The organism is Metabacillus sp. cB07, from assembly GCF_016839225.1.
Lineage (GTDB): Bacteria > Bacillota > Bacilli > Bacillales > Bacillaceae > Bacillus_P > Bacillus_P indicus.
The window spans coordinates 1,330,057-1,349,418 of record NZ_CP069296.1 but is presented as its reverse complement, the minus strand read 5'-3'; the positions used below and the strand labels follow the sequence as shown (position 1 = coordinate 1,349,418).

The 19,362-nt window shown below is 44.1% G+C and carries 23 protein-coding genes; 11 read left to right on the top strand and 12 right to left on the bottom strand.

The features are described 5' to 3' along the window. Positions 1-885: a MerR family transcriptional regulator gene (locus JOJ89_RS06755; RefSeq protein WP_203289977.1), complete on the top strand. Its 885-nt coding sequence runs from the start codon at positions 1-3 to the stop codon at positions 883-885. Between the two features lie 69 nt (positions 886-954). Here JOJ89_RS06755 and JOJ89_RS06750 read toward each other — a convergent pair whose 3' ends face one another. Beyond that, on the bottom strand, positions 955-2,169 hold the full coding sequence (locus JOJ89_RS06750; RefSeq protein ID WP_203290278.1) for an acyl-CoA dehydrogenase family protein: 1,215 nt from the start codon (positions 2,167-2,169) through the stop codon (positions 955-957). Between the two features lie 355 nt (positions 2,170-2,524). Between JOJ89_RS06750 and JOJ89_RS06745 the strand changes: the two genes are divergently transcribed. Further along, positions 2,525-3,592, top strand: a complete 1,068-nt coding sequence (locus tag JOJ89_RS06745) for a DUF3900 domain-containing protein (RefSeq protein WP_203289976.1) — start codon at positions 2,525-2,527, stop codon at positions 3,590-3,592. A 104-nt stretch (positions 3,593-3,696) separates the two neighbouring features. Beyond that, positions 3,697-4,527 carry an STAS domain-containing protein gene (locus JOJ89_RS06740; protein WP_029282059.1) on the top strand — a complete coding sequence of 277 codons (831 nt, stop codon included), beginning with the start codon at positions 3,697-3,699 and terminating at the stop codon, positions 4,525-4,527. A 407-nt stretch (positions 4,528-4,934) separates the two neighbouring features. Here JOJ89_RS06740 and JOJ89_RS06735 read toward each other — a convergent pair whose 3' ends face one another. After that, positions 4,935-5,708, bottom strand: coding sequence for an SDR family oxidoreductase (locus tag JOJ89_RS06735; RefSeq protein WP_203289975.1), 774 nt, complete (start codon positions 5,706-5,708; stop codon positions 4,935-4,937). 202 nt (positions 5,709-5,910) lie between these two features. Here JOJ89_RS06735 and JOJ89_RS06730 point away from each other — a divergent pair, with 202 nt between their 5' ends. After that, a complete protein-coding gene (locus tag JOJ89_RS06730; RefSeq protein ID WP_203289974.1) occupies positions 5,911-6,957 on the top strand; it encodes a lactonase family protein in 1,047 nt (348 codons plus the stop codon). A 6-nt stretch (positions 6,958-6,963) separates the two neighbouring features. Here the strand turns inward: JOJ89_RS06730 and JOJ89_RS06725 are convergent, their stop codons facing one another. Genes JOJ89_RS06725 through JOJ89_RS06715 form a run of 3 tightly spaced genes read right to left on the bottom strand, consistent with a single transcriptional unit; the run spans position 6,964 to position 8,125 of the window. After that, complete coding sequence (locus tag JOJ89_RS06725) at positions 6,964-7,533, bottom strand: GNAT family N-acetyltransferase (RefSeq protein ID WP_203289973.1); 570 nt, start codon at positions 7,531-7,533, stop codon at positions 6,964-6,966. Between the two features lie 16 nt (positions 7,534-7,549). Further along, positions 7,550-7,777 (bottom strand): hypothetical protein, encoded by a 228-nt coding sequence (locus tag JOJ89_RS06720; protein WP_203289972.1) that lies wholly within the window; start codon positions 7,775-7,777, stop codon positions 7,550-7,552. A 27-nt stretch (positions 7,778-7,804) separates the two neighbouring features. Beyond that, positions 7,805-8,125, bottom strand: coding sequence for an ArsR/SmtB family transcription factor (locus JOJ89_RS06715; protein WP_029282069.1), 321 nt, complete (start codon positions 8,123-8,125; stop codon positions 7,805-7,807). A 145-nt stretch (positions 8,126-8,270) separates the two neighbouring features. Between JOJ89_RS06715 and JOJ89_RS06710 the strand changes: the two genes are divergently transcribed. The 3 genes from JOJ89_RS06710 (at position 8,271) to JOJ89_RS06700 (ending at position 9,486) form a co-directional block, all read left to right on the top strand. Beyond that, positions 8,271-8,477: a hypothetical protein gene (locus tag JOJ89_RS06710; RefSeq protein WP_029282071.1), complete on the top strand. Its 207-nt coding sequence runs from the start codon at positions 8,271-8,273 to the stop codon at positions 8,475-8,477. A gap of 51 nt (positions 8,478-8,528) precedes the next feature. Beyond that, positions 8,529-8,978 (top strand): hypothetical protein, encoded by a 450-nt coding sequence (locus JOJ89_RS06705; protein WP_203289971.1) that lies wholly within the window; start codon positions 8,529-8,531, stop codon positions 8,976-8,978. A 217-nt stretch (positions 8,979-9,195) separates the two neighbouring features. Then, on the top strand, positions 9,196-9,486 hold the full coding sequence (locus tag JOJ89_RS06700) for an AbrB/MazE/SpoVT family DNA-binding domain-containing protein (RefSeq protein WP_029282076.1): 291 nt from the start codon (positions 9,196-9,198) through the stop codon (positions 9,484-9,486). 33 nt (positions 9,487-9,519) lie between these two features. Here JOJ89_RS06700 and JOJ89_RS06695 read toward each other — a convergent pair whose 3' ends face one another. Together JOJ89_RS06695 and JOJ89_RS06690 are read right to left on the bottom strand one after the other, a co-directional pair. Continuing rightward, positions 9,520-10,143 (bottom strand): peptidylprolyl isomerase, encoded by a 624-nt coding sequence (locus tag JOJ89_RS06695; RefSeq protein WP_029282078.1) that lies wholly within the window; start codon positions 10,141-10,143, stop codon positions 9,520-9,522. Continuing rightward, a complete protein-coding gene (locus JOJ89_RS06690) occupies positions 10,140-11,144 on the bottom strand; it encodes an LLM class flavin-dependent oxidoreductase (protein WP_029565343.1) in 1,005 nt (334 codons plus the stop codon). Before JOJ89_RS06690 ends, JOJ89_RS06695 begins: the two co-directional genes overlap by 4 nt. Before the next feature lie 151 nt (positions 11,145-11,295). Between JOJ89_RS06690 and JOJ89_RS06685 the strand changes: the two genes are divergently transcribed. Then, positions 11,296-11,694 carry a hypothetical protein gene (locus JOJ89_RS06685; RefSeq protein ID WP_029282081.1) on the top strand — a complete coding sequence of 133 codons (399 nt, stop codon included), beginning with the start codon at positions 11,296-11,298 and terminating at the stop codon, positions 11,692-11,694. Between the two features lie 26 nt (positions 11,695-11,720). On the opposite strand, the gene JOJ89_RS06680 is transcribed toward JOJ89_RS06685, so the two are convergent. Continuing rightward, the gene (locus JOJ89_RS06680; RefSeq protein WP_029565342.1) at positions 11,721-12,557 is read right to left on the bottom strand and encodes an STAS domain-containing protein; all 837 of its coding nucleotides are present in this window, start codon (positions 12,555-12,557) and stop codon (positions 11,721-11,723) included. Positions 12,558-12,868: 311 nt separating this feature from the next. Between JOJ89_RS06680 and JOJ89_RS06675 the strand changes: the two genes are divergently transcribed. Continuing rightward, complete coding sequence (locus JOJ89_RS06675) at positions 12,869-13,381, top strand: RNA polymerase sigma factor (protein ID WP_029282085.1); 513 nt, start codon at positions 12,869-12,871, stop codon at positions 13,379-13,381. Then, entirely contained in the window at positions 13,382-14,290 is a 909-nt protein-coding gene (locus JOJ89_RS06670) for an anti-sigma factor family protein (protein ID WP_203289970.1), read from the top strand. Between the two features lie 43 nt (positions 14,291-14,333). Here the strand turns inward: JOJ89_RS06670 and ssuE are convergent, their stop codons facing one another. The 4 genes from ssuE to JOJ89_RS06650 all read right to left on the bottom strand — a co-directional run bounded on the left by ssuE (position 14,334) and on the right by JOJ89_RS06650 (position 17,265). Further along, the gene (gene ssuE / locus JOJ89_RS06665; RefSeq protein ID WP_203289969.1) at positions 14,334-14,888 is read right to left on the bottom strand and encodes an NADPH-dependent FMN reductase; all 555 of its coding nucleotides are present in this window, start codon (positions 14,886-14,888) and stop codon (positions 14,334-14,336) included. 136 nt (positions 14,889-15,024) lie between these two features. Next, on the bottom strand, positions 15,025-15,423 hold the full coding sequence (locus JOJ89_RS06660) for a peptidoglycan-binding domain-containing protein (protein WP_203289968.1): 399 nt from the start codon (positions 15,421-15,423) through the stop codon (positions 15,025-15,027). A 136-nt stretch (positions 15,424-15,559) separates the two neighbouring features. Beyond that, on the bottom strand, positions 15,560-16,990 hold the full coding sequence (panF, locus tag JOJ89_RS06655) for a sodium/pantothenate symporter (RefSeq protein WP_203289967.1): 1,431 nt from the start codon (positions 16,988-16,990) through the stop codon (positions 15,560-15,562). Next, positions 16,987-17,265 carry a YhdT family protein gene (locus tag JOJ89_RS06650; protein WP_029282107.1) on the bottom strand — a complete coding sequence of 93 codons (279 nt, stop codon included), beginning with the start codon at positions 17,263-17,265 and terminating at the stop codon, positions 16,987-16,989. The genes panF and JOJ89_RS06650 overlap by 4 nt, the downstream gene beginning before the upstream one ends. A 527-nt stretch (positions 17,266-17,792) precedes the next feature. On the opposite strand from JOJ89_RS06650, the gene JOJ89_RS06645 reads away from it, so the two are divergent. After that, a complete protein-coding gene (locus JOJ89_RS06645) occupies positions 17,793-19,328 on the top strand; it encodes a glycine betaine uptake BCCT transporter (protein WP_203290277.1) in 1,536 nt (511 codons plus the stop codon). The last annotated feature ends 34 nt before the right edge of the window (positions 19,329-19,362 follow it).

Sequence of the window (19,362 nt, the reverse complement as noted above, 5' to 3'; positions counted from 1 at the left end):
ATGGTTGAAAAAGACTACTACACAATCGGCGAGGCTGCCAGGTTATGCGGCACAGTTGCTTCAACATTACGCTATTACGACCAAATCAGCCTGCTAAAACCAGCAGGGCTGAACAAGATGACAAACTACCGCTACTATACCTTTAAGGATATTGCCAAGATCAGAATCATCCAAAATTTGAGAGAGCTGAATTTTTCCATTGGGGACATAAGCAAAATGCTTGAGGAAGACAGCCTATCAAATCAGCTGACTGTCATGAAAAAGAAGCGTGATGAAATTGAGGATGAAATATACGAATTAAAGAAAACAGCTGCATCCATCAATCAGCGAATTGAAAATATGGAAAAGGAATTAACAATCATCCATTCTGATTCTGCCTCTGATTCCATTATTACGACTGCATGGCAGCCTGCAAGGAAGATTCTTTCTTTAAGGAAGCAGACGGAGCGTGCTAATTTAAGTGTGTATGTCCATTATTTTAATGAACTGATTGAACTGGCGAAAAAAGAAAAGATGATTCCATCAGGAAACCTTCTGTTAATTCATCATCATATTAATGTGAATCAACTGTTCAAACAGAAGGAATTTCAGAGTTTGATGAAAGATATTGAGGTCGGTATGCCGGCAGGACAGCTCCAGGATTCTCCCTTTTTAAGTGAAATACCTGAAGGAATGTACTTATCGATGATTACAAAAGGAATGGCAGGAAAAGATACGTTCATTGACATTTATTCGCGTATTCAGAAATGGCTGATTGAAAACAACTACAGAGCTGCAGGTCCGCTGATTGATTTGCTGCACACTGACATGATCAGCCTTCAGCCCGATCAAATTGTAGAGAACATTTTAACTGAGGTTCAGATCTTGATAGAGAAAAAGGATTAATTCAAACATAATAGAAAAAGAAGCAGGCTGAACGTTTTAGCCTGCTTCTTTTACCTGAAAGAGTATTATTCAGTTATTAACCTTCTCCCTCTCTTCCTCAAACGGCCAGCTCGGCAGCATATGGCTAAGCGTTTTATCTTCTCTGTACCCTAACACATACTCCGCCTGCATCACGGTATGAATTTCTCTTGTTCCCTCGTAAATAACAGGTGCTTTAGAGTTTCTCAGGAATCGTTCAACCGGATATTCATTGGAGTAACCGTACGCACCGTGGATCTGTACCGCATCGTTCGCCGCTTCGTTTGCGAAATCACAGGATTGCCACTTGGCGAGGGACGTTTCCCTTGTGTTTCGTTTCCCTTCGTTTTTAAGACATCCTGCTCTGAAGACAAGCAGGCGGGACATATGATACCCGGCTTCCATTTTGGCAATCATCTGCTGAACAAGCTGGTGTTTGCCAATCTCTTTTCCGAATGTTTTCCGCTCATGGCAGTAATTGACGCTCTGTTCAATACACGCCTGAATGAGTCCGCAGGCGCCGGCCGCAACGGTAAACCGTCCATTATCAAGAGCGGACATGGCAATTTTAAAGCCGTCTCCTTCCTGTCCAAGAAGGTTTTCTTTCGGCACACGGATGTTGTCAAAAAAGATTTCACCTGTGTTCCCTGCGCGAATGCCAAGCTTGCCTTTAATGGCTTTGGACGAAAAACCAGGCATCGTGCGCTCCACGATAAACGCCGAAATCCCGTGGTGCTTTTTGCTTTTATCTGTGTAAGCGAATACAAGAAAGTGATCAGCATAGTCGCAAAGAGAAATCCACGTCTTCTGACCAGTCAGTATGTAATGATCGCCTTCCAAAACAGCTGAAGTCTGCAAAGCCGCAACGTCCGACCCTGCATTTGGTTCTGTTAAGCCGAACGCTCCGACTTTTTCCCCTTTTGCCTGCGGAGTAAGGTATTTCTGCTTCTGTTCTTCATTTCCCCACTGCAGCAGCGTCAGGCTGTTTAAACCTGTGTGAACGGAAACGGCAGTACGGTAGGCTGTATCCCCGCGTTCAAGCTCTTCGCACACAATCGCTAGAGTGTTATAATCCATGGCACTGCCGCCGTATTGCTCCGGCACGCAGATTCCCATCAATCCAAGATCTGCAAGTTTTTTCAAAATAGACGGTTCAAAATGACCTTCCGCATCCCACTCGGCAATGTACGGGTTAATCTCTTTATCAACGAAATCACGGACCATTTTTCTTACAGCGTTCTGTTCTTCAGACAAGTTAAAATTCATCATTTGCTTCATCCCCTTTTAGTAGATATAAAAAAGCCGGCTGCGCAAAAAGGCAGCCGGCTTTTGTCAACGTTAAGAAATCTCTTCCATAGACAAAACAGCAATAAGAATTAATCATATGTTCACTGGTGCTAACCGTCATCACGGATCACAGGAAGGCTAATTCCATAGGCGTGAAATGCGATTAGTTATTAGAAGTATATCCAGTATTCCGAAAACAGGCAACCTTTTTTTGAAAATTCTTTACATTTGCATTCTATCAGACTTCCGCTTCTCCATTTTCCATCCTGCCGATTGACTCCCCATGGCCAATCTTTTACACTTGAAGAACTGAAAAAAGAAGCAGGTGATTCCAGTGGAATTCAAGATTAATTATCTCTCATTCTATTTGATCCAGGTGGACGGAAAAGACGAGAATGCCAATAAACAGTACAAGCACTTTCAAACATTAACGGCGGAAGAATATGAGCAGAACGCCCTGAAGGATTTTTTAGACGGTGAGCTGAAAAAAATAGTAAAACGGAAGGTCGAGAAACATCCCCGGAGCGAACAGGTCCCTACAAAACTCGGACACTTCGTAGTCGAACCCGGTTATGAACTCGATTCTAACCCAAACTATAATCTCTTTCACCGTGCACTGACAGCGGAAACAAAGGAAGCTTTTAAAGAAGCCGGCGAAAAGTTCGTATCTGCCTATCTCGATGCAAGCGCCGTCAGGGGCGGAGCATTCCTTGTTTTGTCGGCAACACCTGAGAAGTATTTTGAGGATTCATTTGTGTTTATTTTAAAATGTGATTTTGAACCTAAAGTGGCTTCCATTTCGGATGAATCAACCCTGATCCGCAATGTGCAGATGGCAATCACGACGAAAAATATGAAATCCATCCAATACCCCCACATGCCTGAAGAAGGAATGACAGAGCCCGGCGAGCTTAAAATTCATCAGGCTTCTCATGCCCGGTACTTTGAAGACTTTCTGAAGTTTGTCGAATACGGCGAATCCATGCCTGAGATTATGAAAACTCAAGTCATGAGCATGGTCCAGGAGCATGTCCTTGAGACCTATGAAGAGAACAGCCAGGAACGCCAGCAGTTCGAACAGGACATGGAAATCTGGGAAGCAAGCGAGAAGCGGGAGATTCAGGAGCGTCTGGATACCCATCAGGTCATTGAAGCGGCTGCGCAAATTGTGGAGCATACCCCCGAAGCTGAGCTGAAGATGAAGCTTGGGGAAACTTCTATTAAAGGACTCCTTGCAGACTACGGGGAAAACATTCATTTAGGAAAAATCAACGGTAGATATGTCCTCCTCGTAGAAGCGGACAGCATTCAATTTGAAAAAGGGGTATCTCCTATTGAATTTCACCGTCCTGACGAGCTGGGAGCAATTATTGAGAGAATTTCAAAGAAAGGGGAGTCATAACTCCCGCTAGGTTGCACGATTAAATTTTCTCTCCCCCTCACCTGTCTATTTCCCTTTCAATCCTATATACTTAATCTATTCAATCGGTTAAAAGGGGAACTTTCATGAAAGACGAACTGCATTATATAGGCAATAAGATTCAGGAAAACGCACGTGAAATTACTTTAAATATTCCGAATGTGCAGGATGCCAAGCATACTAAGCAGCTGGAGAATTCGGGATTCCCATTAGAAGAGCGAATTGCCTACCGGGAAGAACTGATCGGTTATTTGGGACAGGCTCTGTGTGATGTGAAAGTTGAGGGAAAAGTAGACCAGTGGAGCATGAAAATAGCAAAGAGAGCCATCCATTATGACGTCCCGCTGGCCCAGTGTCTCCGTGCAATCGGGGCATACAGGACGGCTGTTTGGGACACTTTGACAGAAGAGCTTCATAAAAACAATTTTTATGCAATTACCATGCTGGATGTTTCCAAAATGATTGATCCGCTGATTGACAGAGCGTGCAGTGTGACCGGCAGTGTGTATGAAAACCATAGCAATGAGTTAATGGAAGTGGCTTATTCAGCATTGGAAGAGCTGTCTGTTCCCGTTGTACCTGTAGCAGAAGGAATCGCCGTCATTCCTCTTGTTGGAGCTGTTGACACAAGAAGGGCCGCACTGATCATGGAAGTTTCCCTTAGAGAAGGCGCACGCCTGAATCTTGAAGAAGTCATCCTGGATGTATCCGGAGTTCCCATTATTGATACTATGGTGGCAGACCAGATTTTCAAAATCGTCAGTGCACTCAAAATCAGCGGCATCCATACTGTGCTTACAGGCCTTCGTCCTGAAATCGCACAGACCATCATGAGTCTCGGCCTTGATTTTAATCATATCGAAACAAAGTTTAACATGCGAAAAGCTTTGTATGACCTTGGATTTAGACGACAATAAAAGAAGCTTATATACATTAAAATCCGAACTGAGATTTCATCAGTTCGGATTTTTTCTGTTTTGTGTTATAACCCGGAGTGGTGCCACTTTTCTCTGCGATGAACCCTTATTTGTGGCACCACTCACCAGAGTACTGCCACTTTTCTCCGCGATGAATCCTAATTTGTGGCACCACTCACCAGAGATGAACATGCGGCATCCTAGATCAGCATTCAATAAAAACGGATTGAAAAACAATTCCTCCAAACCCCAAATACTCTATAACCGGAGCTGTTCTTTGCAGGACAAGTTCAAAATCAAAAAGCATACAGTTCCTCCCTTCATTTTACTGGATTAGACCGAGTGGAAAGCCGGGCAGTCTAAGGTCAGATACACCTGAATACTCAAGCACGCGCCTTGCTCCTTGGTTAAACCAGTGCCGTTATTCCGCCGTCCACAACTAAAACCTGGCCCACAATATAATCAGATGCTTTTCCCGAGAGCAGCAGAATAACACCGTCAAGGTCGCCCTCTGCACCAAAGCGGCGGGCAGGCACCCCTTTTAAAATGGACGCATTTTCTTTTTCTAAAATCGTTTTTGTCATTTTCGTCGGGAAAAATCCGGGTGCAATTGCATTAACCTGAATATTGTCAGGAGCCAGTTTTACTGCAAGGTCCTTCGTGAAGCTGATGACAGCGCCTTTGCTTGTGCTGTAGGCAATCGTATCCATAAGCTCTGCGGGAGTCCCCCCCATTCCAGTCACTGAGGCGATATTAATGATCTTGCCCGAGCCCTGGCGTTTCATTACTTTTGCAGCAGCCTGGCTGAATAAGAAGACCCCCCTGACATTGATATTCATGACTTTGTCCCATTTATCGGCGGGGAGTTCAAGCGCAGGCGCCATCCATGACGTACCGCTGTTGTTGATTAAGATATCAATTGTTCCAAAGTGAGCTACCGTCTGGTCGATGACATTCTGGATATCCTTTTGGCTTGTTACATCACAGGCAATCGCAAGGGACTGGGCGCCGAGAGAAACCAGTTCGCCACTGACCTTTTCGCATGCCTCCAAATCCCTTGAACATACGACAACATTAGCTCCCGCAAGTGCAAGCACTCTTGCCATTTGTGCGCCGAGCCCCTTTCCTCCGCCGGTAACTATTGCCGTTTTATTTTTCAAGCTGAATAGATCCAAATTCATTGCTCCTTTCTAAAAGCAGTGCAGTACTTTATATCTTAGTAAGAGTTTGTCTCAGAGGTTACACTATTTGATTCGTTAGCCCCCGCCCCTTTCGACAAAAACAGACGTTTTCAGCAGACAAGGATATGGGTATACGGTTAATAGCTTGATTTGGCGGGATTTATGCTAAAATAAGGACATACCAATTAGAGGAGGATAAAAGATGAAATACAGCGGGTATATTGGTACATATACAAAGGGAGACAGCAAAGGGATTTATTCCTTTACACTGGATACAGATGCAAAGAAATTGAGTGAACCGGTCGTTGCAGCTGAGATCGGTAGTCCTACATACTTGAATTTAAGCAAAGATAACCGTTTCGTTTATGCGATTGGAAAAGACGGCGAAGCAGGAGGCTTGGTTGCCTACTCAAGAAATGAGAAAACAGGGGAACTGACGGAGCTTAACAGACAGCTTCGCGAAGGAGCATCACCTTGCCACGTAAGTGTCGATTCAAGCAACCGGTTTGTCGTATCAGCCAATTACCATAACGGAACGATTGAATCACATGAGATGGATGTGATCAGCGGAACCCTTTCATCCGCCCTTTCCATCCGCAAGCATGAAGGTTCAGGGCCTAATGAAGAAAGACAGGACGCTCCCCACGCCCACTATGCCGGCTTCACGCCGGACGAAAAATACGTCGCTGCCATTGATCTTGGCACTGACAAACTTTATACGTATGAATTAAATGACGGTGAACTTTATGAAGTTCACAGCCTTCACTTAAAGAGAGGAAGCGGCCCGAGACATCTGACTTTCCATCCGAACGGGAAGATTGCTTATCTGCTGACAGAGCTCAGCAATGAAGTGGTTGTTCTTGACTATAACGAAGACGGCAGCTTCACAGAGATTGAGTATATCTCGACTCTTCCGGAGGATTTCACAGAAAACAGCCAGGGTTCTGCGATTCACATTTCATCTGACGGACAATTCGTGTATGCCGGCAACCGCGGGCATGACAGCATCGCCGTTTTCAAAACTGACAGCGACACGGGTAAACTGACATTCGTTGAACGCACGTCCACTGAAGGAAACTGGCCGCGTGACTTTGCACTGGATCCAACTGAAAACTTCCTGATTGCATCCAACCAGGAAACCAGCAGCCTGATCCTGTTTGAAAGAAACCGTGAAACAGGCAAACTGTCTCTTCTGCAGTCAGATGTTCATGTGCCTTATCCGGTATGCGTAAAATTCTTAAATCAATAAAAAATCTCAGAGCCCCGGCGGCTCTGAGATTTTTTTATATTCTTCTCCAGTCATTCCAAAGAGCAGCAAGTCATGATAGCTCCCTTGCGTATAAATCATATTACGCATTCTGCCTTCCTCTTGAAAGCCAAGATTTCTGTGAAGGCTGATCGAAGCCTCATTATAACTGTATACATGGGCATTTGCTTTTTGATAGCGCAGTTCTTCAAAGAAATACCGAAGCACAATCCTGATGGCATCTCCCGCATATCCCTTTCTCCAGTGCTCTCTGAATATACTGATGCCATAGCTGAATGTGCCGTTTCGGGGATCGCACTTATCCGTGCTGATGCTGCCTGCAAATTCCCCCGCTGTATTCTCAATTGAAAGTCTGACCGAATCCCCGTTCCAGCCCTTTTCCGCCTCAGCTTCTGTCCATCGTCTTGTTCCCGCTTCAGATCTTGGGCCATAGACAGCATCATTGAGTCTAGCTATCTCTGAATCCATCCCGTCCTTGTGAAACTTCACCCAGTCAGACGGCTGAACAGGCCTGAGTCTGACAAGCTCCCCCTGCCAGATGCTGCTATTTTCAGCCATTGCGCTCCTCTCCTTTTCATTCCACTTCCTTCAGCATTTTTTCAATGGAAGTCAGTCTTTGGTTTAACTCTTCGTTTACTTTTACTTGCTTCTGCTGAAAAGCCACGTGATCTCTCTCCAGTTTCAGTCTCTCTTCGGCTCTTGCTTCCATCCGTTTGAAATAGCGGATGATAAAGATTAAAGGAAGAATGATGAAGATGATCAAGAATAACAATGGCCCTACTAAAGTAATAATATCCCCCATAAAATATCTCCTTTTCGTTCTGCACAATTATTCTTTCTTTTTATCAGATATGCTTTCTGATGCTTCTGCAATGATTCCGGCATCGAGCGGAACACTGAAGGGAAGAAGCTCAAAATACTTCATTGCTTTCCCATCGTTTGAAATTTCATGCTCTCCCTGTATCAGTCCCGCTTCTTCAAGCTTCTTGAGATGCAAATATAATAGCGGGCGGCTGATGCCAAGCTCCCTTGCCATCTGGCTGACGTATTGCCGGTCCTTATGAAGGACTGCTATAATTTTCAGCCGGTAAGGATTGGAGAGAGCATCCAGAACCTTAAGTAAACTGTCTCCATTCATTTGTTTTTTCATATGTAATAATTATATGACAGGTGTAACTATTATTCAAGAAAATATTGGTATAATTTCTTTAATTTTGAAGTCTGTTACAAATCATGCAGGATTCACGTACACATAACAAGAACTAATAACTCACAAACATTTGGAGGTGCTGTGCTTGGAAACTGTTTATCTGATTTGCGTCGTTGCTGCCGTCGGGTTTTTCCTTTTTAATCTGCTTAGAAAAAACCGCAGGCTGCCTAACAATGAGTACACACCTATGAATGATATTGACAACGGCCTCGTCCGAAACTATCAGAATGAAATTCCCTTAAATGAAAGCAAACATGAAGCAAGATATGAAGAATACGAGGAGAGAAAATAAGGAATCTGTTCCTTCTTTCCCTGATTAAAATGAATGAACAGGAGCAAAAAAATGAACCGAAATGTACTGCTTGCAATTCCTTCCTATTCGCCTGATGATTCAGGCTTTCAGTGTCCCGTCGGAGAAACATATACCTATTGGAAAAAAATCATATCTTATTTTCTCACAAAGGCAGATACGGTTGAGATTCATTGCTGGAAAGATGAGAAAGCTGCAATCAATGAACTCATGCATTTTGAAGGAAAAACTGTTATGAAAGGTGACGGGGACCTCTGCATTTTCACCGAAAAGAAAACACCTGCTCTTTCTGATTTTCTCATAGAGAGCCACGTAACGAACGGCCGCCTGAAATGGTTTACGCTGAACTTGATCAGCGGCGGTGAAACTGTTCTGCATTCCGGTCACTGGGGGACTGAAATTGCCGTCTACGGTCTTTCGGAAGAAGATCTTGCATTTATCACGAAAATGGTTCCATCTGAAACTGATTTCACCTGGTGGTAAATCAGTTTTTTCATGCATGTTCATCCCCCCTTCAGCTCCAAAAGCCCCAGTTTCCTTTATTTCATATCAATTCCGGGCAGTATGTCACATATTTAAGCAAACTTTAAGGTTTCATTCAGCATGGTTTAATGGTCATGAAATAAAATTTTCATTGGAGCCGTACATGGAGAAAGAAAGCGCTTAAGGCATGTGCAAATACATATTAGGATGGAATACAATGAGAACACAGACCGTGCTAAGAAAAATGGATTCAGAAGGCAGAGTCACATTGCCTCAAAAATGGAGAAAGTATTTAGGCATTAAACGCTATGATCATGTTGAAATATTTGCAGACCACCATTCCATCACGATCAGAAAATTTGAGCCACAGAAAAAATGCTTCATTACAGGGAAAATCGATCCGGACAATTTTGTTTGCTGCGACGGAAAAGTTGTCCTCAGTCCTGAGGGAGTAGATATCTTAAAAAACAGACTGGGCGGCAGCACGAGCTTTATCATACGGCCATAAAACCCCCTGCCATCATGGCAGGGGGTAAACTTTTTATTTTGCTTTTTCCGGCTCGCTGTATTTCTCGCCGAATGTTTCAACAGTAACAGATTTCATTTTCTGGTCTTCAAGCGGCTTATCGTTCTCCGTTTCAACTGAAACAATTTCATCGACCACATCCATACCTTCCGTTACTTTCCCGAAAGAGGCGTACTCGCCGTCAAGGCTTGGATAGTCAGCCACCATAATAAAAAACTGCGAACCTCCGCTGTCAGGCTGCTGTGAGCGCGCCATTGAGATAACGCCACGTTCGTGTTTCAGGCTGTTTTCAAAGCCATTTGAACTGAACTCTCCTTTAATCGAATAGCCTGGACCGCCTGTTCCATTTCCGTCAGGGTCTCCTCCCTGAATCATAAACTCAGGAATCACACGGTGAAAAATCAGTCCGTCATAAAACTTATCGTTAATCAGTGAAATAAAGTTTGCAACCGTATTTGGCGCGACTTCCGGATACAGCTCTACTTTGATTTGCTTGTCATTTTCCATTGTAATGGTGACAATTGGATTTTTATCTACTTTTTTAACTGGCTTGTCAGCGCTTTGCTCCTGATCTTTGTTTCCGCATGCTGTCAGGATGAGCAAAAGCATGGCCATGATGAGTACTGCCGTCTTTTTCATGTCATCATCTCTCCCATTTCATTTGCAATCAGTTCATACGATCTCAGCCTGTCCTCATAGCTGTGTGTAATCGTAACAATCATGATTTCGTTCACGCCGTATTTTCCCGCCATGCCAATCAGCTTCCTTTTCACTTCTGCGGGATTGCCTGCGATTAATTTGCCTTCTGAGCTCTGCAGCATCTCACGTTCTTCCCGGCTGTATGTATAGGATTTTGCTTCTTCAACCGACGGAATGCCACCGGTGATGCCCTTCAGCTGCTGAATTCGCCAAAGTCTGAGACTCCCGGCCAGCTCTTTTGCTTTTTCAGTGGAATCAGCGCATACAGCACTCACAGTAAGCAGTGATTTCGGCTGTTTCAGCTCATATTTTGGCTGAAAGCGGGTTTTGTATTCTTTTAGCATGTCAACCCCGTCTTTGTCACTCATAAACTCTCCAAATGCATAGGCTGTTCCCGTCTGCGCAGCAAGCCTTCCGCTCTTTATGCTTGTCCCAAGAAGCCACACTTCAGGCGGGACCGCAGGCACCGGTGCTGCTTTCAGACTGGAATAGAAATTTTCTTCAGGAAAATCACCGTGAATAAAATGAAGCAGCTCTTTAAATTTGTGCGGCATTGTCCGGACATTTTCCAGGAAATTGTCTGATAACGCCATTGTTGCTTCTGCCGATCCCCCTGGTGCCCTGCCGATGCCAAGATCTATCCTTCCCGGGAAAAGCACAGAGAGCATATGAAAGGTTTCTGCGACTTTATAGGGCTTATAATGCGGGAGCAAAACAGCACCGGCACCTATGCGGATTTTTTCTGTTTCTGCTCCGATATAACTCAGCATAATTTCAGGAGCAGGACAGGCAAGACCGGGCATGTCATGATGCTCTGCTATCCAGTAGCGGTGATAGCCCATTTTTTCAGCTGCCCTGGCAAGACGGGCTGATTCCCTCAGAGCTGTTCCCGCTGAGGATCCGGATGAAATCGGGGACTGATCGAGTATACTTAGTTTCAATCCTTCCACTTCTTTCTAATGTGAGTTGAGTTGCTTAAACACACTGACAGACTAAAATGATGAACGGCATGATCTTCATTATTTTACCACGAATAACAGCGGAATACAGGGCACATCCTGTTAAAAGAACGTATAGACAGAGGTGACAGGTTTGACACAGATTACCCTTATCTTTCTTATTTTAATATGGATGCCGTTATTTATTGTCCTGTTCCGTTTTCACAAAAACCCTGATCCCCATTTAAACAAAGAGGCAATCACCTTTGAAAACAGGGTGCAAAAGCGCCTCTACACAGCTCTCCGGAACAATGGCTACTATGTCAGGGTCAAAGAAAAGTGCGGGCCTTACACGCTTGATTTGGTTCTTCCCTATTACAGAGTTGCTCTCCGCTGCCTGATGGATGCAGAAAAAATAGAAGATCTCGGCAAAAGGAATTATCTACGGAAACAGGGCTGGAAAGTAGTCGGTGTAACGGAAAAGGATATAGACGGGAAAATGACGACGGTTTTGCATAAAATTGAAGCTGCAGTTCTTGAGAAAATAAAATGAGAGCGGACGACGTGTCCGCTCTCATTTTATTTATTTTCTTCTTCAAGCGCTTTTGACAAGGTTGATTTGATCGAAACGTTTTCAAACGTAAGTCCAAGCTGCATCGACGTAAGGGCAATTTCCGGACGGATGCCTGAGAGCGTGGATTTAATGCCAATTAAATTCAGAGCATCAATCAGCTGGAAGATTTGGTGGGCAACCATTGTATCGATCATCACTACTCCTGACAGATCGATGAATAAATGAGCGACACCTTTTTCTGTGCACTGCTTCAGTGTATTTTCGAGTATCATTTTTGCACGTGCTGTATCTATATCTCCTACTAGAGGAAGAAGCGCCGTTTCACCTTTCAATTTAATCACGGGTGAACTCAGTTCATAAATCATTTCCTGCTGGGCTTTAAGCTGCAGTTCTGACGTTCTTTGTGTTTCAACGACAAAATGATAAATCACTCTGTCATGAGCTCTTACGATCAGATCTTTTATTGCCTCTATTTTCTCGCTTGTATACTCATTTGGATACATTCGAATAAATGCTGCGACCTCTTTTAAATACTGGCTTCGTGTACGCATAAACTCTTTGATCACAAATTGAATCGGTGTGCTTAAATGCTCGCCGTCCTTTGCAATGCGTACAATCCACTCCTCGAACAATTCCATAAAGTCCACATCTTCTTCTGAGAAGACTTGAATAAACCGCTGGTGAAATTCCTGATTTTGCGCTTTAAGCGCTTTAATGACTTCCGGATCATTGGATGTATAAACCCCTCCAGTATCTGACCGGTCAATGGATTCATACCATTCCTCTGTTAACTGCGGAGCACGCTGCTGCAAATAGGTGTAGAATTTCTGGTTTCTGTGCACGATGTTTCTCCTCCTGCTTCTAGCTCATTTCCTTCTCTTATTTTACTTCAATCTTGAAAAAAGCGCCAAATGAATGATTTTGTAAGGCATGCCAAATAACTCCAATAAATTGGGCAATATTTTAATTTCCCTGTTTTCTATCACCTTAAACCTAAAAATTGAATTTTTTATAGAAAAAAGAACCAATAAAGGCGTTTTCCTCTGCTATAATGACAGATGTTTGATAAATTTCCTGCATTCTTTACATATAACCGAAACAATATGAAACGAAATACGTCATGTCAGTAAGGCAAAAGGGTGGGAAGAAGAACGTGAATGTTGAAAAGCTGATAGAAACGCACCGGCCCAGAATGGAGAGAACGATCAGAAAAATCATAAAAAATCCCTCTCTGGCCGATGATATTATCCAGGATGCTTCCATCAAGATTTTCCGGTATTTCTCGGATTCAACGAGAACACTCCCTGAAAACATGGAAGCCTGGATTACCATCCTCTCTAAAAATACAGCCTATGATCACTTGCGGAAACTTAAACGCACTCAGGATGCTGTTTCGCACGCAAGCGAAGAATTGAAACGCCATGGCTCCATGGACAGCGAAACTCCTGAACGTGCTTTTCTCTCAAAAGAAATGATGCTCGAAGTAAAAGAAGTTTTTCAATCACTTGATCAAGAAACGAAAAACATTCTGATTCTGCGAAACCAGGGCCATTCGTATGATGAAATCGCCTCTCTGCTCAATATTACTCTAGCAAAGGTCAAAACAAGGGTATTCAGGGGACGCAAGAAACTATTGGAAGCACTTAAAAGTAAGGGGGTGCTCTAAATGAACTGCGAAACGTGCCGGGACCGGATTCTCCTATTCGACCAGCTTTCTGAAGCAGAACAGGATGCCTTGCTTGAACACATTGGAGAGTGTGACGGATGTTCTCAGGCTTTTGAGGAATATCTGCAGCTTGAAGAAGCCCTTGATCTCGTTTTACAAGATGAAGCTGTCATGATTTCAGCCAGGAAGAAAAAGAAGCCATACACCTATTTCAAACGTGCAGCTCTCATATGCGCATCCCTTTTCATCCTTTGCCTTGCAGCCTGGAATACCCCTCCGGTAAAAGCAGCCATCGAAAAAACGCTGAACGAGCTGATTGGGGACAAATTCCTTGAAATGGACAAACCTCTTGAGCACAAAGAAAGTGACAAAGAGAAAGAAAAAGAGACTGTGCCTGTCATCTATACAGTTAAAGTATCACCCGAAGGAAAAAAGACAATTTCCTATATGTCAGGCCGAAAAAACAGGCAGGAGTACGAAAACGGAAATTACGAAGTCTCAGATGGAACCACACGCCTTACTTATTATAAAGATGACCATGTCTACACATCTGAAAAACTTGATAACTCCATCTCCCAAATGACACAGGATATCTTTAATGGACTGGATTCCGACCAAATAAAAAAACTGGGAGAAACCACATATGCCGGAAGAAAAGCAGATATGTACGAAATTACCTTTGATGACGGCATGAAGGTTGAATACTGGTTCGATCAGGAAACAGACTGGATACTCAATGAGTTCAGATATGAGGAAGGGATAAAACTGCCGAACGATGATATGCCCAAGCTTGTTGAATTCAAAGTGATTGAAGCAGAGAAGGACCATGACCTTTTCGATGCCGTACCTCCAGAGGGAGCAAAAGAAATTGAATTTGATCCTATGAGGATACTTGAACTGGAAGAATAAAAAAACAGGGTGCCCGTCAGGACGCCCTGTTTTTTATTTAGTTTCACCCTAATTCTGCTTCACTGCTCATTCCCAGTGCAATTTCAAGGAATTGTCCTAATTGTCCTTCAATCTTAGATTGAACTTCTTCATCTTTTACCGGATTGTTCAAGTCCGATTTATCAACAAATTTATCAAGTACATAAACGCCTTTAAGAATGGTCTGTGCACTGAGAGCAGCTAAAAGAGGTTTTAACGAATAATCAATCGCAAGCAGGTGAGCAAAGCTTCCTCCCACCATTAACGGAAAGACAGGTTTATCTTTAAAGGCATCCTGAGGAAGAAGATCGAGGAGCGCCTTCAGAGCACCTGTGTAGGCAGCCTTGTAAACAGGAGACACAATAATAACACCGCTTGCCCCGCGCAATACTTCCCCAATATGTACAATAGAAGGATCGTCATATTTTCCGTGAATCAATACAGCAGGATCAAAATCAAGAACAGAAAACTCTTTTACCTCTGTTCCTTTTTGTTCAGCTTCCTTCCGAAGGAAACTAGATAATACGGCAGATCTTGATTCTGCTGAGGGACTTCCTGATATTGACACGATATAACTCATCTTTTCTCATCCTTTCCCGGTAAAAGAAAAGCCTCCATACAGCTTGACATTGCCGTACATGAGGCCATTCATTTACAAATTAGCATAAATTTTCAATTGTCTGTATTTTACACGAATGAATCGGATGCGGTCAAACTTAACCCCTTGCAGTTGAAAGACAGTAATACGTATCTTTCCCGACAATGCCGTCAGATGACAGACCTTTACCAGCCTGAAATGCCTTCACGGCACGTTCAGTCATACTTCCGAAAATTCCGTCAGCAGCACCCGGCGAATAGCCGAGACAGGAGAGCGTCCTCTGAATGGCGGCGACATAGGCGGACTTGTTGCCCGAATAACCGTTCTTGGCAAGATACGCATGGCTGAAATCAATCACGGTATTGCTGAGGACGACTCCGCAGATGATACCGCCGGACCGGACAAAGCCTTTATCCGACTTGCTGATGATCCACTGATAACCTTCATTTTCTGTACGGGCATTTTCTTCCCATGCACTTCTCCCGTTGCACGAATACGCTTTTGCATCTAATGACATATGTACTTCCCCCTGAAAAAATCATTCCGTTCAGGTACTCTGACTGCCGTTCCATTCTTTATGTATTCCCAGAAAGTACTTGAACCTCCATATAGGTACGAATGATGGGGCTGATTGGTTTCAAATTTCCATATGATTAATTCTCAGATGCCCGCTGTGTAAACAAGCTCGCAAGGACATAAGCACAGAGTGAAATGAGGATAGGCAGAACGACTGTGTGCATGCCGAGCGCATTCGGATACAGCCTGTCAAACAGAATGTAGGACCCCATTCCGAAAATCATCGATGCAAGCGCTCCGTATTTGTTTCCAAGGGTCCAGTACAACCCGAAAATCACAGGCCAGATAAAGACAGACTGCAGACCTCCAAAAGAAAACAGGTTCAGCCAGATCAGCAAATCCGGAGGACTCAGGGCAAACAGCACAACAGATACTCCTATAATAGTCGTCACCCAGAAGCTCGCTGTTTTCACTTGTTTTTCACTCGCATCAGGCTTGATGTAATTCAGGTAAATATCTTTCACAACAGCCGAGCTGACAAGAATCAGCAGGGAGTCAACCGTTGACATGATGGCTGCCATCGGCGCTGCCAGTACAAGACCTGCAAGCAGCGGCGGAAGCACTTCGAGCGTCAGCATCGGCATTACCTGATCTCCTACTTCAATTCCGGGAAGAACGGAACGTGCAAAAACGCCAATCAGATGCATGCCGAGCATAATGAAGCCGATGACGCCCGTCCCAATAATGATGGCCTTGTGCATCGACCTTGAATCCCTGTAAGACATCGCACGGACCGTAATTTGCGGGAGGCCCACTACTCCAACCCCGACAAGAATCCAGAAGGAGGACACATAAAGCGGCGTCAAGTCCCGCTCAGCACCGAACGGGGACACAAAATCTGGATTTTCAGCCACTAGATCTGCCATGATAGCAGGAATACCTCCACCGGCTATGATCACGGCAATCAAAAGCACAAGCGTTCCGATAAACATGATGACTCCCTGGACAGCATCTGTGAGCGCAACTGCCCTGAAACCGCCGATGATGACGTAAACAAGCACGGCCACCGCGAAAATAAATAAGGCTGACGTATAGGACAATCCCGTGAGAGATTCGATCAATCGCGCCCCTCCAACCCATTGGGCCGCCATCGCTGAAAATAAAAAGACGATGATGCTTACCGCAGAAAGCATGACAACAGCATGACTCTTATACCGTTCTTTCAGAAAATCGATCAGCGTGATCGCTTTATATTTTCTTGCCATGATGGCGAATTTTTTGCCGAGCACCATCAGAACAAAATAACCTGTCGCAAGCTGTGCCATTGACAAAAGCACCCATCCGAGGCCTTTCGTGTAAGCAACACCCGGACCGCCAATGAAGGAGCTTGCACTTCCGTATGTAGCAATCATGGTCATCGCAAGAACAAATCCCCCGAGCTGTCTCCCTCCAAGAAAATATTCCTGCAGGAACGAATCAGCGGACTTCACATGACGGTTTGCCCAGAATCCAATGAAAAAAATCAGAACCAAAAACAGCAAAAGAGGAAAAATAACAGACCAGTTCAATTCGAATCCCCCTCTTCTGCATCATCAAACGGCACTTCTTTAAAAAAGAAGCGAACAACAAGCACAACAAGGACAAGCATCACAATAAATCCAAGCACACAGCTGTAGAAAAACCACTCCGGCAAACCGAGCACGTATTTGTAGGATTCAGGATCGCCCGAACCGAGGCCGTACGCAAAGCCAAACCACCAGATAAAATTAAAAATAACAAGAACAAGTCCGATTTTCGCTTCCCTGTGGGCAATTTTAAATCGCCAGTCACTGCTTTTTTTCATACCCGCTCTCCTTTCAAAAGAAATTCTAGTATTTATTATAGCTATCTTCACTGGAAGAATCATCTAGGTTTTTCGGGCAGTCTTTCAAAAGAAACAGGTTTAGAGCCCTCCGACATAGGGAATTGTACTCAGAGGTCTGCTTCAAAAACACAAAAACATGCAAAAAATCTATCTCGCTTTTTATCACTTTTCAGTCACAATGAGACAAGTCCGGAAAGATGCGTTATACTGTTGGAGTGCCTTTTTTGCCCCTTCCTGCAGCGGACATCATGTTTACAGGCGCGCACGGCGCAATCATCCATCCAGTATTTTTGCCTGCAAATGCAGGCAGCTTAGTGTTCATGAGCAAATAATAGCTAAGTGAAAATGATTTGGTTAATGCATTTTTTTAACGCAATCTTTAAGGGTTAGTTACTATTGCTTCATAGAAATGAAAAAAGAGAATTGTTGGTTTTGCATGTTTTTGTGTTTTCCAATTGAAGTAAACCCTCTGCGAATCTATCAAAGATGGGAGTTTTTAATTGAATATGAAAAAAGTTTCAGCAGTATTTTACGTATCGACTGCCATTCTCTCTCTTCTTGTGCTTGCGGGTGTCGCTGCACCTAAAACACTTGAGAGCGTGACTGGAAGTCTGCAAGGAATGATTACAGATAAATTTGGATGGTATTATTTGATTGTCGTGACCGCGTTTGTGTTTGTATGTTTATATTTGCTCGTAAGTCCGATTGGCCGGATTAAACTTGGGAAACAGGAGGATAAGCCTGAGTTTTCACGTCCAACCTGGCTTGCCATGCTGTTCAGTGCAGGAATGGGAATAGGCCTTGTTTTCTGGGGAGCAGCTGAACCTATCAGCCATTATGCAATCAGCTCGCCTACAGGAGAGACAGGCACAGATCAGGCAATCCGCAATTCAATGCGGTTTACATTTTTCCATTGGGGCGTTCACGCCTGGGCTATATACGGAATCGTTGCGCTCGTACTCGCTTATTTCACCTTCCGCAAAGGCGAGCGCGGACTCATAAGCGCAACTTTGAGGCCATTAATCGGCCGCCATGCAGACGGTCCTATCGGGAAGGCCGTTGATGTGATTGCCGTTATCGCCACTGTCATCGGAGTAGCGACGACCCTTGGCTTTGGTGCCGTTCAAATAAACGGCGGACTTTCATTCTTATACGGTGTTCCTACTACTATTTGGGTGCAATTCGCTATTGTCGCTGTTTTCACCATCCTTTTCATCCTTTCTGCCTTGAGCGGACTTGGAAAAGGAATCAAGATTCTGAGCAACGCCAATATGGTGCTGGCATTTGCCCTTTTTATTCTAATGTTTGTTTTTGGACCAACGCTCTTTACACTTAATTTATTTACAGATACAATCGGAACCTATCTTCAGAACCTGCTGAACATGAGCTTCCGCATCTCGCCCCTTGACGAAGAAAACCGCAGCTGGATCAACGGCTGGACTATTTTCTATTGGGCATGGTGGATCGCTTGGTCACCTTTTGTCGGCATCTTTATTGCCCGCGTCTCAAAAGGAAGAACCATCAGGGAATTCGTTGTGTTCGTCTTGCTCATTCCATCACTAATCGGATTCCTCTGGTTTTCAACGTTTGGCGGTTCGGCTATTTTGCTTGAGCATGAAGGAATTGCAAAAATTTCTGCACTTGCCACAGAAGAATCTCTTTTCGGTGTCTTTGAAAACTATCCGATGGGAACTGTTCTTTCCATTATCGCCATGCTGCTTGTTGGAACATTCTTTATCACATCTGCTGACTCCGGAACATTCGTGCTCGGCATGATGACAACAAACGGCTCGCAAAACCCGAGCAACAGTGTCAAAGTGGTCTGGGGAATTTTCCTTGCTGCCATTGCCCTTGTCCTTCTTTATTCCGGCGGACTGCAGGCCCTGCAGAACACGATGATTATTGCTGCTCTTCCGTTCTCAGTCATTATGACGCTGATGACCATAAGCTTAATCAAATCGTTATCAAAAGAAGCAAAAGAACTGGGAATGACACAAGTTCCTGTTAAAAAGCAGAAGAAGAAAGTTGAGACTCCTGCATAAAAATAAATAGGCAAAAGGCTCAGGAGCATCCGCT

What these genes read in the sequence shown, in the direction of transcription:
- ssuE (WP_203289969.1), bottom strand. Translation starts at nt 14,888, where the DNA reads ATGAGTTATATCGTGTCAATATCAGGAAGTCCCTCAGCAGAATCAAGA.
- JOJ89_RS06645 (WP_203290277.1), top strand. Translation starts at nt 17,793, where the DNA reads ATGAAAAAAGTTTCAGCAGTATTTTACGTATCGACTGCCATTCTCTCT.
- JOJ89_RS06735 (WP_203289975.1), bottom strand. Translation starts at nt 5,708, where the DNA reads ATGAATTTGGATCTATTCAGCTTGAAAAATAAAACGGCAATAGTTACC.
- JOJ89_RS06720 (WP_203289972.1), bottom strand. Translation starts at nt 7,777, where the DNA reads ATGGGGGATATTATTACTTTAGTAGGGCCATTGTTATTCTTGATCATC.
- JOJ89_RS06695 (WP_029282078.1), bottom strand. Translation starts at nt 10,143, where the DNA reads ATGAAAAAGACGGCAGTACTCATCATGGCCATGCTTTTGCTCATCCTG.
- JOJ89_RS06705 (WP_203289971.1), top strand. Translation starts at nt 8,529, where the DNA reads ATGAACCGAAATGTACTGCTTGCAATTCCTTCCTATTCGCCTGATGAT.
- JOJ89_RS06755 (WP_203289977.1), top strand. Translation starts at nt 1, where the DNA reads ATGGTTGAAAAAGACTACTACACAATCGGCGAGGCTGCCAGGTTATGC.
- JOJ89_RS06650 (WP_029282107.1), bottom strand. Translation starts at nt 17,265, where the DNA reads ATGAAAAAAAGCAGTGACTGGCGATTTAAAATTGCCCACAGGGAAGCG.
- JOJ89_RS06715 (WP_029282069.1), bottom strand. Translation starts at nt 8,125, where the DNA reads ATGAAAAAACAAATGAATGGAGACAGTTTACTTAAGGTTCTGGATGCT.
- JOJ89_RS06670 (WP_203289970.1), top strand. Translation starts at nt 13,382, where the DNA reads ATGAACTGCGAAACGTGCCGGGACCGGATTCTCCTATTCGACCAGCTT.
- JOJ89_RS06730 (WP_203289974.1), top strand. Translation starts at nt 5,911, where the DNA reads ATGAAATACAGCGGGTATATTGGTACATATACAAAGGGAGACAGCAAA.
- JOJ89_RS06700 (WP_029282076.1), top strand. Translation starts at nt 9,196, where the DNA reads ATGAGAACACAGACCGTGCTAAGAAAAATGGATTCAGAAGGCAGAGTC.
- JOJ89_RS06750 (WP_203290278.1), bottom strand. Translation starts at nt 2,169, where the DNA reads ATGAATTTTAACTTGTCTGAAGAACAGAACGCTGTAAGAAAAATGGTC.
- JOJ89_RS06725 (WP_203289973.1), bottom strand. Translation starts at nt 7,533, where the DNA reads ATGGCTGAAAATAGCAGCATCTGGCAGGGGGAGCTTGTCAGACTCAGG.
- JOJ89_RS06660 (WP_203289968.1), bottom strand. Translation starts at nt 15,423, where the DNA reads ATGTCATTAGATGCAAAAGCGTATTCGTGCAACGGGAGAAGTGCATGG.
- JOJ89_RS06740 (WP_029282059.1), top strand. Translation starts at nt 3,697, where the DNA reads ATGAAAGACGAACTGCATTATATAGGCAATAAGATTCAGGAAAACGCA.